Source organism: Verrucomicrobiia bacterium (assembly GCA_036405135.1).
GTDB lineage: Bacteria > Verrucomicrobiota > Verrucomicrobiia > Limisphaerales > JAEYXS01 > JAEYXS01.
The window spans coordinates 83,841-97,210 of sequence record DASWYF010000018.1 but is presented as its reverse complement, the minus strand read 5'-3'; the positions used below and the strand labels follow the sequence as shown (position 1 = coordinate 97,210).

General features: G+C 54.8%; 12 protein-coding genes. 7 read left to right on the top strand and 5 right to left on the bottom strand.

Going from position 1 to position 13,370, the window contains the following annotated elements:
- Positions 1-96 precede the first annotated feature (96 nt).
- The 6 genes from VGH19_08200 to VGH19_08175 all read left to right on the top strand — a co-directional run bounded on the left by VGH19_08200 (position 97) and on the right by VGH19_08175 (position 5,307).
- Complete coding sequence (locus VGH19_08200; GenBank protein HEY1171332.1) at positions 97-861, top strand: SDR family oxidoreductase; 765 nt, start codon at positions 97-99, stop codon at positions 859-861.
- Between the two features lie 35 nt (positions 862-896).
- The gene (locus VGH19_08195) at positions 897-1,988 is read left to right on the top strand and encodes an alkene reductase (protein HEY1171331.1); all 1,092 of its coding nucleotides are present in this window, start codon (positions 897-899) and stop codon (positions 1,986-1,988) included.
- A gap of 32 nt (positions 1,989-2,020) precedes the next feature.
- On the top strand, positions 2,021-3,040 hold the full coding sequence (locus tag VGH19_08190) for an NAD(P)-dependent alcohol dehydrogenase (protein HEY1171330.1): 1,020 nt from the start codon (positions 2,021-2,023) through the stop codon (positions 3,038-3,040).
- A gap of 71 nt (positions 3,041-3,111) precedes the next feature.
- Positions 3,112-3,585, top strand: coding sequence for a GNAT family N-acetyltransferase (locus VGH19_08185; GenBank protein ID HEY1171329.1), 474 nt, complete (start codon positions 3,112-3,114; stop codon positions 3,583-3,585).
- 4 nt (positions 3,586-3,589) lie between these two features.
- Complete coding sequence (locus VGH19_08180; GenBank protein HEY1171328.1) at positions 3,590-4,429, top strand: hypothetical protein; 840 nt, start codon at positions 3,590-3,592, stop codon at positions 4,427-4,429.
- 14 nt (positions 4,430-4,443) lie between these two features.
- The gene (locus VGH19_08175; GenBank protein ID HEY1171327.1) at positions 4,444-5,307 is read left to right on the top strand and encodes a hypothetical protein; all 864 of its coding nucleotides are present in this window, start codon (positions 4,444-4,446) and stop codon (positions 5,305-5,307) included.
- Here VGH19_08175 and VGH19_08170 read toward each other — a convergent pair.
- Positions 5,296-6,024, bottom strand: coding sequence for an MIP/aquaporin family protein (locus VGH19_08170; protein ID HEY1171326.1), 729 nt, complete (start codon positions 6,022-6,024; stop codon positions 5,296-5,298). The two genes, VGH19_08175 and VGH19_08170, sit on opposite strands and share 12 nt — an antisense overlap.
- 115 nt (positions 6,025-6,139) lie before the next feature.
- A complete protein-coding gene (locus tag VGH19_08165) occupies positions 6,140-7,492 on the bottom strand; it encodes a Gfo/Idh/MocA family oxidoreductase (protein HEY1171325.1) in 1,353 nt (450 codons plus the stop codon).
- 173 nt (positions 7,493-7,665) lie between these two features.
- Between VGH19_08165 and VGH19_08160 the strand changes: the two genes are divergently transcribed.
- Positions 7,666-8,526, top strand: a complete 861-nt coding sequence (locus VGH19_08160) for an SDR family oxidoreductase (GenBank protein ID HEY1171324.1) — start codon at positions 7,666-7,668, stop codon at positions 8,524-8,526.
- Between the two features lie 124 nt (positions 8,527-8,650).
- Here VGH19_08160 and VGH19_08155 read toward each other — a convergent pair whose 3' ends face one another.
- The 3 genes from VGH19_08155 to VGH19_08145 form a co-directional block, all read right to left on the bottom strand.
- Entirely contained in the window at positions 8,651-10,642 is a 1,992-nt protein-coding gene (locus tag VGH19_08155) for a hypothetical protein (protein ID HEY1171323.1), read from the bottom strand.
- A gap of 255 nt (positions 10,643-10,897) precedes the next feature.
- Positions 10,898-12,028 (bottom strand): glycosyltransferase family 1 protein, encoded by a 1,131-nt coding sequence (locus VGH19_08150; GenBank protein HEY1171322.1) that lies wholly within the window; start codon positions 12,026-12,028, stop codon positions 10,898-10,900.
- 54 nt (positions 12,029-12,082) lie between these two features.
- On the bottom strand, positions 12,083-13,231 hold the full coding sequence (locus VGH19_08145; protein ID HEY1171321.1) for a WecB/TagA/CpsF family glycosyltransferase: 1,149 nt from the start codon (positions 13,229-13,231) through the stop codon (positions 12,083-12,085).
- Between the last annotated feature and the right edge of the window lie 139 nt (positions 13,232-13,370).

Genomic DNA, 13,370 nt, shown 5'->3' with positions numbered 1-13,370 from the left:
GAAAATTCAAGCGGCTGATTTCACCCGAAATCAGCCGCTCTTAAAAACTCGAAACCAAAAACCAGAAACCCCAAACCTTCTAACTAAAACACACATATGAGCCTGAAACTTCAAAACAAAGTAGCCATCGTCACCGGCGGAACCAGCGGCATCGGTCGCGCCTCAGCCGTCGCTCTCGCCAAAGCCGGAGCAAAAGTCGTCGTCAGCGGACGTCGTGAATCCGAAGGGCAGGAGACCGTGCGCCAGATCGAGGCCGCAGGTGGCCAAGGTCTCTTCGTGAAAACGGACGTAGCGAACGAAGCGGACGTCGCCAATCTCGTGAACAAGACGATCGAGAAATTCGGTGCGCTGCACATCGCCTTCAACAACGCTGGTGTGGAAGGCAAACACGCCACCTCCGCTGAATTCACGGCAGAAGAGTATCAGCGCGTGTTCGATATCAATGTGAAAGGCGTGTTCAACTCGTTGAAATATCAGATCCCCGCGATCCTCAAGAGCGGCGGCGGCTCCATCATCAACACCTCTTCTGCGCTCGGCCTCATCGGTATGCCGAACGCCAGTGTGTATGTCGCGAGCAAGCACGCCGTGCTGGGCATCACGAAATCCGCCGCGCTGGAATATTCCAAGCTGGGTGTTCGCGTGAACGCCATCTCGCCCGCGGTGATCCAGACGGAAATGTTCGAACGCTTCGCCGGCGGGGCAGATTCCGAAGTCGGCAAATTCATGGCGAGCCTGCATCCGATCGGTCGCATCGGCCAGCCGGATGAGATCGCGAACACCGTGGTGTTCCTCGCGTCGAACGATTCCTCCTTCATCACCGGTCAATCCATCACCGTGGATGGCGGTTTAACCGCACAGTGATCTTAAAATATTAAACCCACAAAATCTCCAATGTTATGAGCCACGAAATCCTCTTCTCTCCGTTCAAGGCCGGTGCTTTGAAGCTCCCTAACCGCCTCGTCATGGCCCCGCTTACGCGCGGTCGTGCGCATGCGGATGGCACGCCGCATCCGCGCATGATCGAGTATTACCGCCAGCGCGCTTCAGCGGGCCTCATTATCAGCGAGGCCACCGCGATCTCCGCGCAAGGTGTCGGCTGGGTGAATGCCCCGCGCATCTACACGCAAGCGCATGTGGAAGGCTGGAAGCCCGTGACGGAAGCCGTGCATCAGGCTGGTGGACGTATTTTCCTCCAGCTCTGGCACATGGGCCGCGCCTCGCATCCTGATTTCCACAATGGCGCGTTGCCTGTTTCCGCATCTGCCATCGCGGCACAAGGCAACGCTCATACTGCCAGCGGCACGAAACCCTATGTGACTCCGCGTGCCTTGGAGACGGATGAAATCCCTGGCGTGATTGAGGATTACGTTCGTGCGACGAAGCTCGCTCGTGAAGCTGGTTTCGATGGTGTGGAGATCCATGCGGCAAATGGTTATCTCATCGATCAATTCCTGCGCGATGGCTCGAACCAGCGCACGGATGATTACGGCGGGAGCATCGCGAACCGCAGCCGCTTCCTGCTGGAAGTCACTTCCGCAGTCGTAGGCGCATGGTCTGGCGAACATGTGGGTGTGCGTCTCTCTCCGACGAATCCTTACAACGACATGCGCGATAGCGATCCGGTCGCCACGTTCACACATGCCTCGAAGATTCTGAACCGCTTCAAGCTCGCGTATCTGCATGTGCTCGAAGGCAAGCCCGGTCACTTCCTGGCGGCTCCCGGAGTGCAAGTATCGCCGTCCATGCGCGCGGCGTTCAAAGGCCCGTTCATTGCAAATGCGGGTTACGATGCCTCTTCGGCGGCACACAGCATCAATGAGGACGAGACGGATCTCGTGGCCTTCGGTATTCCGTTCATCGCGAACCCGGACTTGGTTGAGCGTTTCCGCGCTGGAGCGCCATTGAATGCGCCGGATCAAAACACATTTTACGGCGGCGATGAACGCGGCTATACTGATTACCCGGTGCTGCAACCGGTGACCGCGTAACATCAACAAAACGACCAGCGATTGGAGAGCGTATGAGTGACAAGTTTCGTGCGTATGGGGCCCGTGAGGCCGGTGGTAAATTGACTCCGTTCGATTTCGATCCCGGCCCACTGAAGCCGGAGCAAGTCGAGATCAAGGTGACCCACTGCGGCATCTGTCACTCAGACCTTTCCATGCTGGATAATGAATGGGGACGCAGCGCGTTCCCGTTCGTGCCCGGCCACGAAGCCGTGGGCACGATCGTCGCCCTCGGCGAACAGGCCAAGGGCTTGAAGATCGGACAGACTGTGGGCATGGGCTGGTTCTCCGGCAGTTGCATGTCCTGCCAGCAATGCCTCTCCGGCAATCACAACCTTTGCCCGAATGCGGAGGAAACCCTCATCGGTCGCCAAGGCGGTTTCGCTGATCGTCTGCGCACTCATTGGGCCTGGGCCACGCCCTTGCCGGACAAGCTGGATGCCGCGAAAGCCGGTCCGCTTTTCTGCGGCGGCATCACGGTCTTTAATCCCATTGTGCAATGCGGTGTGAAGCCGACGGATCGCGTGGGCGTCATCGGCATCGGCGGGTTAGGGCACATGGCCTTGCAATTCCTGAACAAATGGGGCTGCGAAGTCACGGCTTTCACCACCAGCGATTCCAAGCGCGATGAAGCCATGAAGATGGGCGCGCATCAGGTCATCAATTCCAAGGATGCCGCGCAGATGAAAAAAATCGCCGGTTCGCTGGACTTCATCATCTCCACCGTGAATGCGTCGATGGACTGGAACACCATCATCGGTGCGCTGTCTCCGAAAGGACGGTTACACTTCGTCGGTGCCGTGCTGGAGCCGATCCCCGTGGCGGCGTTCTCGCTCATCGGCGGCCAGAAATCCATCTCCGGTTCGCCGCTCGGCAGTCCGGCCACGGTGAAGACTATGCTGGATTTCAGCGCGCGCCATCAGATCGCTCCGGTGACGGAAGTGTTTCCGATGTCGAAGGTGAACGAGGCCATTCAACACTTGCGTGCAGGCAAGGCGCGCTATCGCATCGTAATGGAAGCGGACTTCAAGTGACCGATTAAATATCTCATGAAAAACCGGGCGTAAGGATTTGAGTCCTCGCCCGGTTTTCTTATGCTAGCGGAATGCAACTCCACATCCGTGTTTACCAGCCGGGCGATCTGGCGGAACTCAAGCGCCTCACGCTGGAAGGCTTTGAAGGCATCGCCATCGATCAAAAGGTGGAAGAGGAATGTGGCATCCTGAACGGTCACGATTGGCGCTGGCGCAAGGCGCGTCATATCGATGACGATGTGGCGGCGAATCCCTCAGGCGTATTTGTAGCGGTGAACGGTGAAAAGGTCGTCGGCTACATCACTACGCGCATTGACCGTGAATTGGGCAAGGGGCGCATCCCGAACCTCGCAGTGGATGCTTCCACGCGCGGGCAGGGGTTAGGACGCAAACTGATCGAACACGCGCTGGCTTACTTCCGTGAGCAAGGGATGGAATACGCGATGATCGAGACGATGGCTTACAATGAAGTGGGCAATCATCTGTATCCTTCGTGTGGTTTCAAAGAGGTGGGCCGTCAGATACACTTCGCGATGAAATTGTGATCCTATGCGTTATCTCAAAATCATCAGCGTGGTTCTTTTGCTGGCCGCATGCGTGCAATTACATGCGGCAGATGCGGGCAATGATCGTTTCGCTGTGATCATGCTGCATCCGACGTTGAAGGATGGGCGTGAGTGGTTCGCGCAATGGGATAAGGAACGGACGGTGAAACAGAGCGGCACCGATCCGGCTGATCCGCTGTTTGTGAATAGCGATGGAACCTTGCAGATCAAGGATGGCGTGGCTTCGATCAAAGCCGGTATCACGCGGTTGCGGGTGTTTTCACCCAAGGACAAAGAGGGGAAATACAGTGGCCCGCTGTGGACGAATGTGGAGATGACGGTCTATGCGAAGCGCGGTCCGATCGCCAAGAAGCTGAATTATCAATCGTTCTGCCTGAGTGTTCGCAGCGGAGAGAAGCACAGTGATACGAAGCCGTGTGATGGCACGAGTTATCACGCCACGGCCAGATTCGATGGCAAGTTCGGCTTCAAGAAAGAGATTTGGCATTCCGGTGGCTATACGGATTTGAGGCCGTTGCCAACGCCGAAACCTGTTAAGACGATTCCCGAAGATAAATGGATCGGTCTGAAGTTCGTCTGTCGCAATGTAGATGGCGGCAAGCATGTAAAGCTGGAGCTGTATCTGGATGCCGAGGAGAAGAACGAGTGGAAGCTGGTATCCGAATACACGGACAAGGGCGGTTGGAAAGGGGAAGAAGTCGGCTGCGACCGTCCGCAGGACTACATCATCACAGAAGGGCGGCCGACGGTTTATTTCCGCACCGATGAAGTGGATGTGGAAGTGAAGAAGTTTTCTGTGCGCGAGATTGCGCCTTTGCCTTAATGAACTTGAGTCTTATGAGATCACTTCGTTGGATGGTGTTAGCGATAGTATCTGCTTGTCTGTTGCATGGCAGCATCTTTGCGCAGTCGTCTGAGAAAGCCAAAGACCGTTTCGGCGTCAGTGTCTTGAATCCCACAGCGAAAGGCGGTCGCGAGTGGTTTGCGCAATGGGATAAAGAGCGCGTGGTGAAGTCTTATAGCTTGGATTCTGCCGACCCGTTCTTTGTTAATGAAGATGGCGATCTGCGCATCAAGGATGGTGTCGCTTCCGTGAAGGCCGGATTGACTCGTCTGAAAGTGGTAACACCCAAGACGGCCAATGGACAATACATCGGCCCGCTTTGGACTAATGTGGAGATGACGGTTTATGTGAAACGCGGGAAACAGGCGAAGCAGATGGATTATCAGGCGTTTTACCTGAGCGCGCGCAGTGGTGAGAAGCACAACGACTATGTGCCGTGCGAAGGTACCAGCTATCACGCCACGGCTAGATTCGACGGCCAATGCGGTTTCAAAAAAGAACTCTGGCACACGGGTGGTTATGCCGGGCTGAAACCGGAGCCGACACCCAGACCTTGGCCGACGGTGCCGGAAGGAAAATGGATCGGGATGAAATATGTGTGTCGCAATCTCGACGACGGCAAGCACGTAAAGCTAGAGATGTATCTGGACGTTGAAGAAAAAAACGAATGGAAGCTGGTATCCGAATTTACGGACATGGGCGGTTGGCGCGGGATGAAGGCGGGGTGTGATCGCCCTCAGGACTACATCATCACCGAAGGATGTCCGGCGGTTTACTTCCGTACGGACCAAGTGGATGTGGAGGTAAAGAAGTTTTCGGTGAGGGAGATCGCGCCATTACGACGCTCAAGGCCATAACATAATATAGAAAAACGCTCCAATCACACCGCCGACAAGCGGACCGACGATTGGGACCCATGCATAGCTCCAGTCAGAATGACCTTTGCCAGAGATTGGCAATAGCGCATGAGCGATACGCGGTCCCAGATCACGCGCCGGATTGATCGCATAGCCCGTCGGTCCACCCAGAGAAAGTCCGATCGCCCACACGATGACGCCGACCAGACAAGGTCCGAAGCCTACATCGAAGCCCGAGTTCGGCACCAAGTTCCTCGGAGACAACACGGCGAGCACGCCCAGCACGAGAACGAAGGTGCCGATGATTTCCGTGATGAGATTGGAAGCGGGGCGTCGCACAGCCGGACCGGTGCAGAACACGGCGAGCTTGGCACCTGGGTCTTTGGTAAGTTCCCAGTGAGGCAGGTAGGCGAGCCAAACGAGAACGGCACCTAGAAAAGCACCTAGTATTTGAGCCGCTATGTAAACGGGGACGAGCGACCAATTTAGCAACCCGATGCTGGCCATGGAGATGGTCACAGCGGGATTCAAATGTGCGCCGCTGATGGCTCCCACACAGTAAACTGCGACTGTGACGGCAAATGCCCAGCCAGCGGTGATCACGATCCAGCCGCTGTTTTGGCCTTTCGATTGTTGTAGAACGACGTTTGCGACCACGCCATCGCCCAAAATGATGAGCAGCATGGTCCCAATCAATTCTGCGAGGAATGGGCTCATGAGTTGTGTGTTTGTGGAACGATGGCGACGCTAGCGAGGCTGACGAAGGCCGTCCATATAAAAAGAAATGGCGGCACAGAGTGCCGCCATGGTGGTGGTGAAGTTGTAAGCAGGCTTAAACTTTATCGGGCGTGGGATGAGTCCAGGGTGCGCGATACGGGCGCATCAGCAGCTTGCTCGCTTCAGGATCATTCACGATCTGGCCTTTGGCTGCATCCCATTGGAGAGTGCGGCCTACTTCCAGAGACACATTGGCAAGAATGCTTGCGACGCTGGAGATGACACCTTGCTCGATATCGGCGACTGGTTTGCTGCGTTTCTCGATGGCGGCGAGGAAATCTTTCATGTGACCGCGGATGGCCGGAGCGACGTGCTTCTCCAGATCCTTCTCATCCTTGTCCTCGGGATACTGTTCCAGTTCCATCACCACATCTTTCTTGATGGTTTCGCCTTTGCCTCGGGGAATGAAATCGTATTTATTCACGCTGGCTTTGAGCGTTCCGTTCTCACCATAGATGATGGCAGCCCATGGATACTCAGGGTCAGGCGGTGCGCCCCAGGTGCGATGCGTCCACACCACATTGAGACCATCAAATTCAAACGTCGCGGTTTGCGTATCACTGATGTTCGCCTTGCTTGCTTTGTCCATCAGGATGCCCCCGCTCGAACTGATTCGTTTTGGTGCGCCTAGTTCAAGCATCCAGCGAACCATGTCGAGCATGTGAATGCACATATCGCCCACGATGCCATTGCCATATTCCATGAAGGCACGCCATCTGCGGGGGTGGATCAAATCATTATAAGGACGCATCGGGGCAGGGCCGGTCCACATCTCGTAATCCAAGTTCGCTGGTGGTGCGATGTCTGGCGGATTGTTCTTCGCACGCATCTGATAGTAGCAGCAAATCTCCACGTGGGCGATCTTGCCGAGCTTGCCCGCTTTCACAATCTGCTCACGTGCTTCCATGAGATGCGGTGTGCTGCGGCGTTGGGTGCCGACTTGCACCACGCGATTGTACTTACGCGCGGCAGCGAGCATCGCCTGGCTTTCCACGACGTCAACGCTCGTAGGCTTCTGCACATAGACGTCTGCGCCAGCTTTCACTGCATCGATCATCGCGAGTGCATGCCAGTGATCCGGTGTGGCGATGAGCACGATATCGAGATCTTTTTCAGCGAGCATCTTGCGATAATCGCCGTAAGTGCGTGGTTTCTTCTTCGATACCTGACGTGTTGAGACGATGTCTGCGGCATCGGAGAGCATCTTGGAATCGACATCACAGAGAGAAACGACTTCGACAGGTGCGACTTGAACAAGGCGAAGCAAATCGCTTTTGCCATACCAACCGCAGCCGATGAGGCCTACGCGCTTGGCCTTATCAGCGGCGAAAGTGGTGGGGACGTAACTGGCGGCTGCGGTGAACGCAAGCGCGGCGGAGCTGTCGCGGAGGAATTGGCGGCGGTTCATGCCGATATGAAGCCTGACAAAGCCGTAAAAGACAAGCGACGGAAAGCGGCCTGTCCAACCTTCAGAATGTTAAAGATGTTTTCGTCAACTGCTGGAGAAGAGTTTTGTTCTGGAAAAACTTGGGGTGATTACCCCGTTAGATATTAGAGCCGCTTGACGGGAGATTCCCCTTTATGAACGCGCATACTACTTTGATCACAGGTGCTTCCAGCGGCATCGGTCTCAGCCTGGCCCGGGAGTTTGCGAAACACGGACATCCGCTTGTTCTTGTGGCACCGGATTTCGGAGAACTGCAGTCAGTGGCGAACGAACTCCACGACACTTATGGCGTGGACGTTTACTCCATTGGCAAGAATCTGGAGAGGCCCAATTCGCCTGATGAAATATTTGACGAACTTTATCGTGCCGGTATTCAGGTGGAAATTCTGGTCAACAACGCCGGGATGGGACAACGCGGCCGTTTCTGGGAAATACCGCTGGAAAAAGACATCAGCATGATCCACCTCAATGTGGAGGCGGTCGTCCGTATGACGAAGTGCTTCCTTCCCTCAATGCTTGCAAGAGGTCATGGTCGTATTCTGAATACTGCATCAGTGGCGAGCTTTGAACCTGGACCGCTGCTGGCAGTCTATCACGCCACCAAGGCATTCGTGCTCTCATTCAGCGAAGCTCTGGCCACGGAACTGGAGAATTCGGATATCACCGTTACTGCCTTGTGCCCGGGTCCTACCGATACGGATTTCTTTCCTAAGGCAGATATGCTTACCACACGTGCGTTTCAAAAAGCCAACCTCATGGCCCCACAAGATGTGGCCAAGGATGGCTATGAGGCTGCGATGAAAGGGGAACGCGTGGTGGTAAGTGGAACAGTGAACAAGACTTTGGTCTTTGCCCGGCGTGTGATGACAGAGAGTGCACAAGCAAAACTGAACCAGCAATTTTACGAGGATGTTGATCCATCTGAATGCAAACGCGAACGCGGCCAGCTTGAAACCAAGGCTGCCCGAGATGAGCTTGCCCATGATGAATCATGAAGGGCCGATGCCCTTCGTGGCGAGAAAACCTCCGGTCCGTTAGGGCCGGAGGTTTTTGTTGGCGCAGAACATTGCCCAAAAAAGCGGCTTCAGATGAAGCCGCTCCTGTATAAAAAGAACAAGATCAAGGAGTCTTGATGTTCAACGTGATCGAGCCATTGGCTGAGCGCCAGCCGTCCACCGCAATGCGGTACATCGTGCCAGTCACAGCATTAAAGGTTACTCTGCTGATCTGATAGTCGTCTTCTGGATGGCCGTCATTTGCTGCCACCTGTGTCAAGGCACCCACACTGCTGCCAGTATAAACACCCAGCAATGTATCATAGTTGCTGCCCGAAGTGTTGATCTCCACAGGTCCTGTGACTGTCGATGTCCAATACCACCAGACAGATTGACGGCCGGCAAAAGGATCGTTGATGTCAGTATGCTGTGGTTCGCCAGCTTCGCGTGTCGCGCCGACATTGGTTCCGCTCGTGGTAACAGGGAGACCGGAGATCGTGATTCCGTTGGCAAAATTGTCATTTGCCGGAGTGGGAGGTGTGATGGCCGGAGGGGCGAATTGGATGTCAGTCGTTTCGTTTCTAAAACGGTAACCCGTCTGTACCGTGCCAAGTAACTCATCAATCGCTTCCAGCCGATACGCGGTATAGGGCAGGCGTGCGCGTTGCGGCAAGACCATGGAATAGTAGCCGTCCAGTGAGGTGAAGGTGAACTGGGAATGATCATCACGCAAACGGACGAGTGCGCCGGAAACCGGGAATCTAAAGCTGTCATACACATAACCCTGAACCAAGATGGTGTCGACGGATTGGATGGTAAAGAAGCTGGCAGGCGATCCGGCAGGCGTGGTGTAGGTGGTTTCGATCCGGCGGTTGCCATTCGCATCCGTGCTCACGAAACTGTATTCTACAGGGATCGCAGTGGGTGGGTTGAACGGGATTTCAGTGCCGGTGTAGAGCGTGAATGTTTCATTGTAGGCGATGTCGGAGATCAGCAAGGTGCTGAATCCACTGGCCTGATTTCCCTCATAGGTGACAGTCAGAATGTTCGGCACAGAAAGGGTGACATCGCTGAGGAAGTCTTCGATGTCAGAACGCTTCAGGCCCATGGCTACACCGCCGAAAGTGACATCCGGGAGCGTGCCGCGCACAAATGCATCACCAGAGAACTTGGGCAGAAAGTTTCTTGGGGCACCGGAAGCGGAGAAGTGATTTGCAAGGCTGAAAGTCAAGCCGGGCGCCTGGGTGAGAGCGGTGTTGGGCGAGGTAAGAGATGTCTTTAATTCAGTGATGGTTTGCCGGAAATTCTCTTCCCGCACAGCCATGTCCGTATCGTATTGAAACAGAAGGTCCGTCTGGGAAGAGCGGTTGCGGATGGCGAGCGATGCATTCAGGTAGAATGTGACGAAATCTTCAAAAGCGGTCCTTGCAGCGGTTTGATCTGCCGTGGTGGTGAAGGTGAAGAGTTGCGGGTATGCGGTCAGCAAGTCCTTGGCATTCAAGGTTTGATTGACCGCCAGACTTTTCAAGGTGATCAGTTGCACATCCGTATTCCATGAATTCACGGTGTAGATCCAATAGTTCAAACCTTTCAGAAGCGCACGCAGCATCAAGACATCTGCGTAATCGATGTCCACTGCGCTGCTACCGGTTTCATCCGCCGTAAGCGAGACACGAAATGAAGGGCTGACAACTTTGGCAAGATTGGCTTCTGCATTCACAATCTCAGGCAGAATCTGATTCCGAAGATGTACGGTAAAGGCGGAGGCGGACATGCCTGAAGGGGCCTCGGGATCACCGTTGCCATCCTCAGCCACAGTCGCATCCCATTCGTAGATGTTGCGACCGCTGGCGCTGATACCGAGCTGGTTTAGGAAATTTTGACCTGCCGAAGTATGGGCGGAATTCAATATCCGAGTGAGGCCGTAAAAGAAATTGGCGGTCTCATGGTTGGCATTGCTCTGGACAGCCTCGCTGAAACGCAGGGTGGCAGTGGGCATGTCATGGGCAGCAAGCGCCGCGCGCCCTTGAGTGATCAAAACTTCGGTTTGGCCCCACGCGGCTGCATGGGCGCAAAGCAGGATGAGGGTTAAGAGGAGTTTTTGTGTGTTCTTCATGGGATTAGTCTTAAAATGAGCAAGCTGGCAATGCGTCACAGGCGTTGGCCTTAATTGAAATGATGCATGTCACGGCATTGCATATTTCCACATATGTACTTGGGCGGGTGAGAGTCAAACTGCACGCACAGGTTTTGGCACGAAACATGGCGTAGAAGAAAAAGCCCGATTTTATTGAGGAAGATGCACGGATTTGGGTTTCTGAAAACCTTGGTTGGGGTGAACACCCTAAGGCGATAACGGTTAGCCTTCGTTTCACTTGGTATTGGCGATCAGGTCACTGGTCCTGATACACGCCTCTTTGCGGGCGACCTGTTCGTAGATTTTAAGTGTAGCGGATGCGGTGCGCTTCCAGTCGAAGAGACGGGCTTGCTGCAAGCCGGCTTGGGAGAGTTGCTCGCGCAAGCGCGGATTGCCCGCCAGACGCAGAAGTTGCCATTTGAGGGCGACTACATTTTCCGGATCTGCGGTGGCAGCGGCATCGCCTGCCACTTCCAACATACTGCTGCAGTTTGAGCAAATGACGGGCGCTCCGCAGGCCATGGCTTCAGCAATAGGCAGCCCAAAACCTTCGTAAAGCGAAGGATAGACGAACACATCAGCGGCGCGCATCAAATCGGGCACGACTTCGTCAGGGACAAAGCCGAGACTGTGGATGGAGTTCTTGCAACGTGATTTACTGATGGCGTTGTGGATGACATCGGCTCCGTTCCAATCGCTTCCAGCAAACACAAGTTGCCAGGGAGAGTTTTTCTCCTGAAACATTTCAAATGCCTGGATCAGACGGACATGGTTTTTGGCGGGATGCTCCAAGCGCGAGATATACAGGAAAAATGGCTGTTTAAGACCATAACGTTCCGCAATGAGCTTCTTGGATGCTTGCGCTCCGATGGCCGAATACCGCTGGTGATCTACGCCATTGTGAATCACCGTGATTTGCGGTTGGGGAAGGTGAAAGAAATGCTGGATGTCTTCGGCTGTGTGTTTGCTGACGGAAATGATGTGGTCTTGTCGGCGAGCCAGATGCTTCACAACGCCACTGGCATAGAACGTCCGTTTCCAATCGTATTTACCTTTGACCCGCAGAGGTGCGAGGTCGTGAATGGTGGCGACCATGGGGCAGGGCTGCCGCCAAAGCATTCGGCGGTAGCTCGGGATGTGCAGCACATCGATCTGTTCGTGCCGCACAAGGCCAGGAAGGATAGCCTGATGCCACAGGATGTTTTTGACGGCCGGACGATAACGTTCTGCGACTGGAACCAATTTCACGCTGTCACGGGCGAATTCGAATAGCGGCAAATCTTCCTCTAAGACGAAAAGCGTGAACTGATGTTCGGTCTCGGCTTCGATTAACGCCTTGGTGAGAGCCAGCAGATATTGGCCCACACCGGTTTTGCCACGTTGGACGACGGAGGTGGATATCCCGATGTTCATTGGGTGTTAAGCGGCAAGAGGTGTCGCCATCGGCAAAGAGTGGATCTCAGCGCGTGGGGAAGTTTTCTGTGCGGCTTCCTCTTCGCTTTTTACCACGGTCAGATGCTGGAGAAGGCGGCGGCGTTTGAGCGTGATCAGAACGGTCGGCGAAGGATTAAGCAGCAGCAGTGCGTGGCCTTGCTGCTTCAACCTTTGATGCAGGCGGATGAGCATGCCTGCGCCTACGGCATCGATGAATTCCACGTTTTCGAGATTCAACAGGTAATCGTGATGGCTCACGTGGTGCCAGAAGACCGCATGATCTGTGATCAAGTTCGAATCCAAGCGCGCAGGTATATGAATCCGGCGCCACTTGGTTTCCTCCACTTCAATGGGCCCATGGAGCAGGGGAATTTCTGGCGGATGTTGATCGTGCCACTTTTCCATCAACATGGCGGTGACGAAGCCGTAAAGATCTACCGCATAACGGCGAAAGAGGCGGCGCGGTTCCTGTGAAAGGCGATAGACCCATTCCAAGCCGGATTCACGCATCCAGACTGGGGCGCGTTTGACGCGACGGGCGTAGAAATCAATCACTGCGCCCACACCGATCACTACAGGCACACCCAGAGCCTGATAGTTCATGGATATCCATTTCTCCTGTTTGGGGCAACCGAAGGACACGAGCAGGATGTCAGCATCGGCTTCGCGAATACGTTGGCAGATGCCTTCATGGTCCATGTCCTTCAAGGGAGCAAAGGGTGGTGAGTAATGTCCCGCGATGATCAGGCGAGGGTGTTGCTCTTCCAGATTCTTGACAGCGGCTTCATTGGCTTCAGGACTGCCGCCTAAAAGGAAAATGCGGTAATTTTTCTTTTCGGCCAACTCCATGAGGCGCGGGACGAGATCAGAACCGGCGACGCGTTCCGGTAATGGGTGACCGAGCAAACGTGAAGCCCAGACCAAAGGTGTGCCATCACAGAGGAGAAGGTCGGCATCCAAGAATATCTGATGCAATTTTTCGTCATGCAGTGATTGCACCAGAAAGTCGACATTGGCGGTGACGATGTGGTGAGGGCGTCGTGAGCGGATCATCTTCTGCACGATCTCGACTGATTCATCCATCGTGACCTGATCGAAAGGCACGCCGCACATGACAAAGGGGAAAGTGGCCATAAAGTTCTCACTGTTCTGGACCCGGGAATTGGTTAAAGGGCATTGTGTTTGAGTTCGTCCGCCCGAAGCATGTGACAGGTCCGGTTTTCGCGTAATGGGGCCTTTCCCGGTCTCTGCGCCAAAATACCCGCAAACGGCC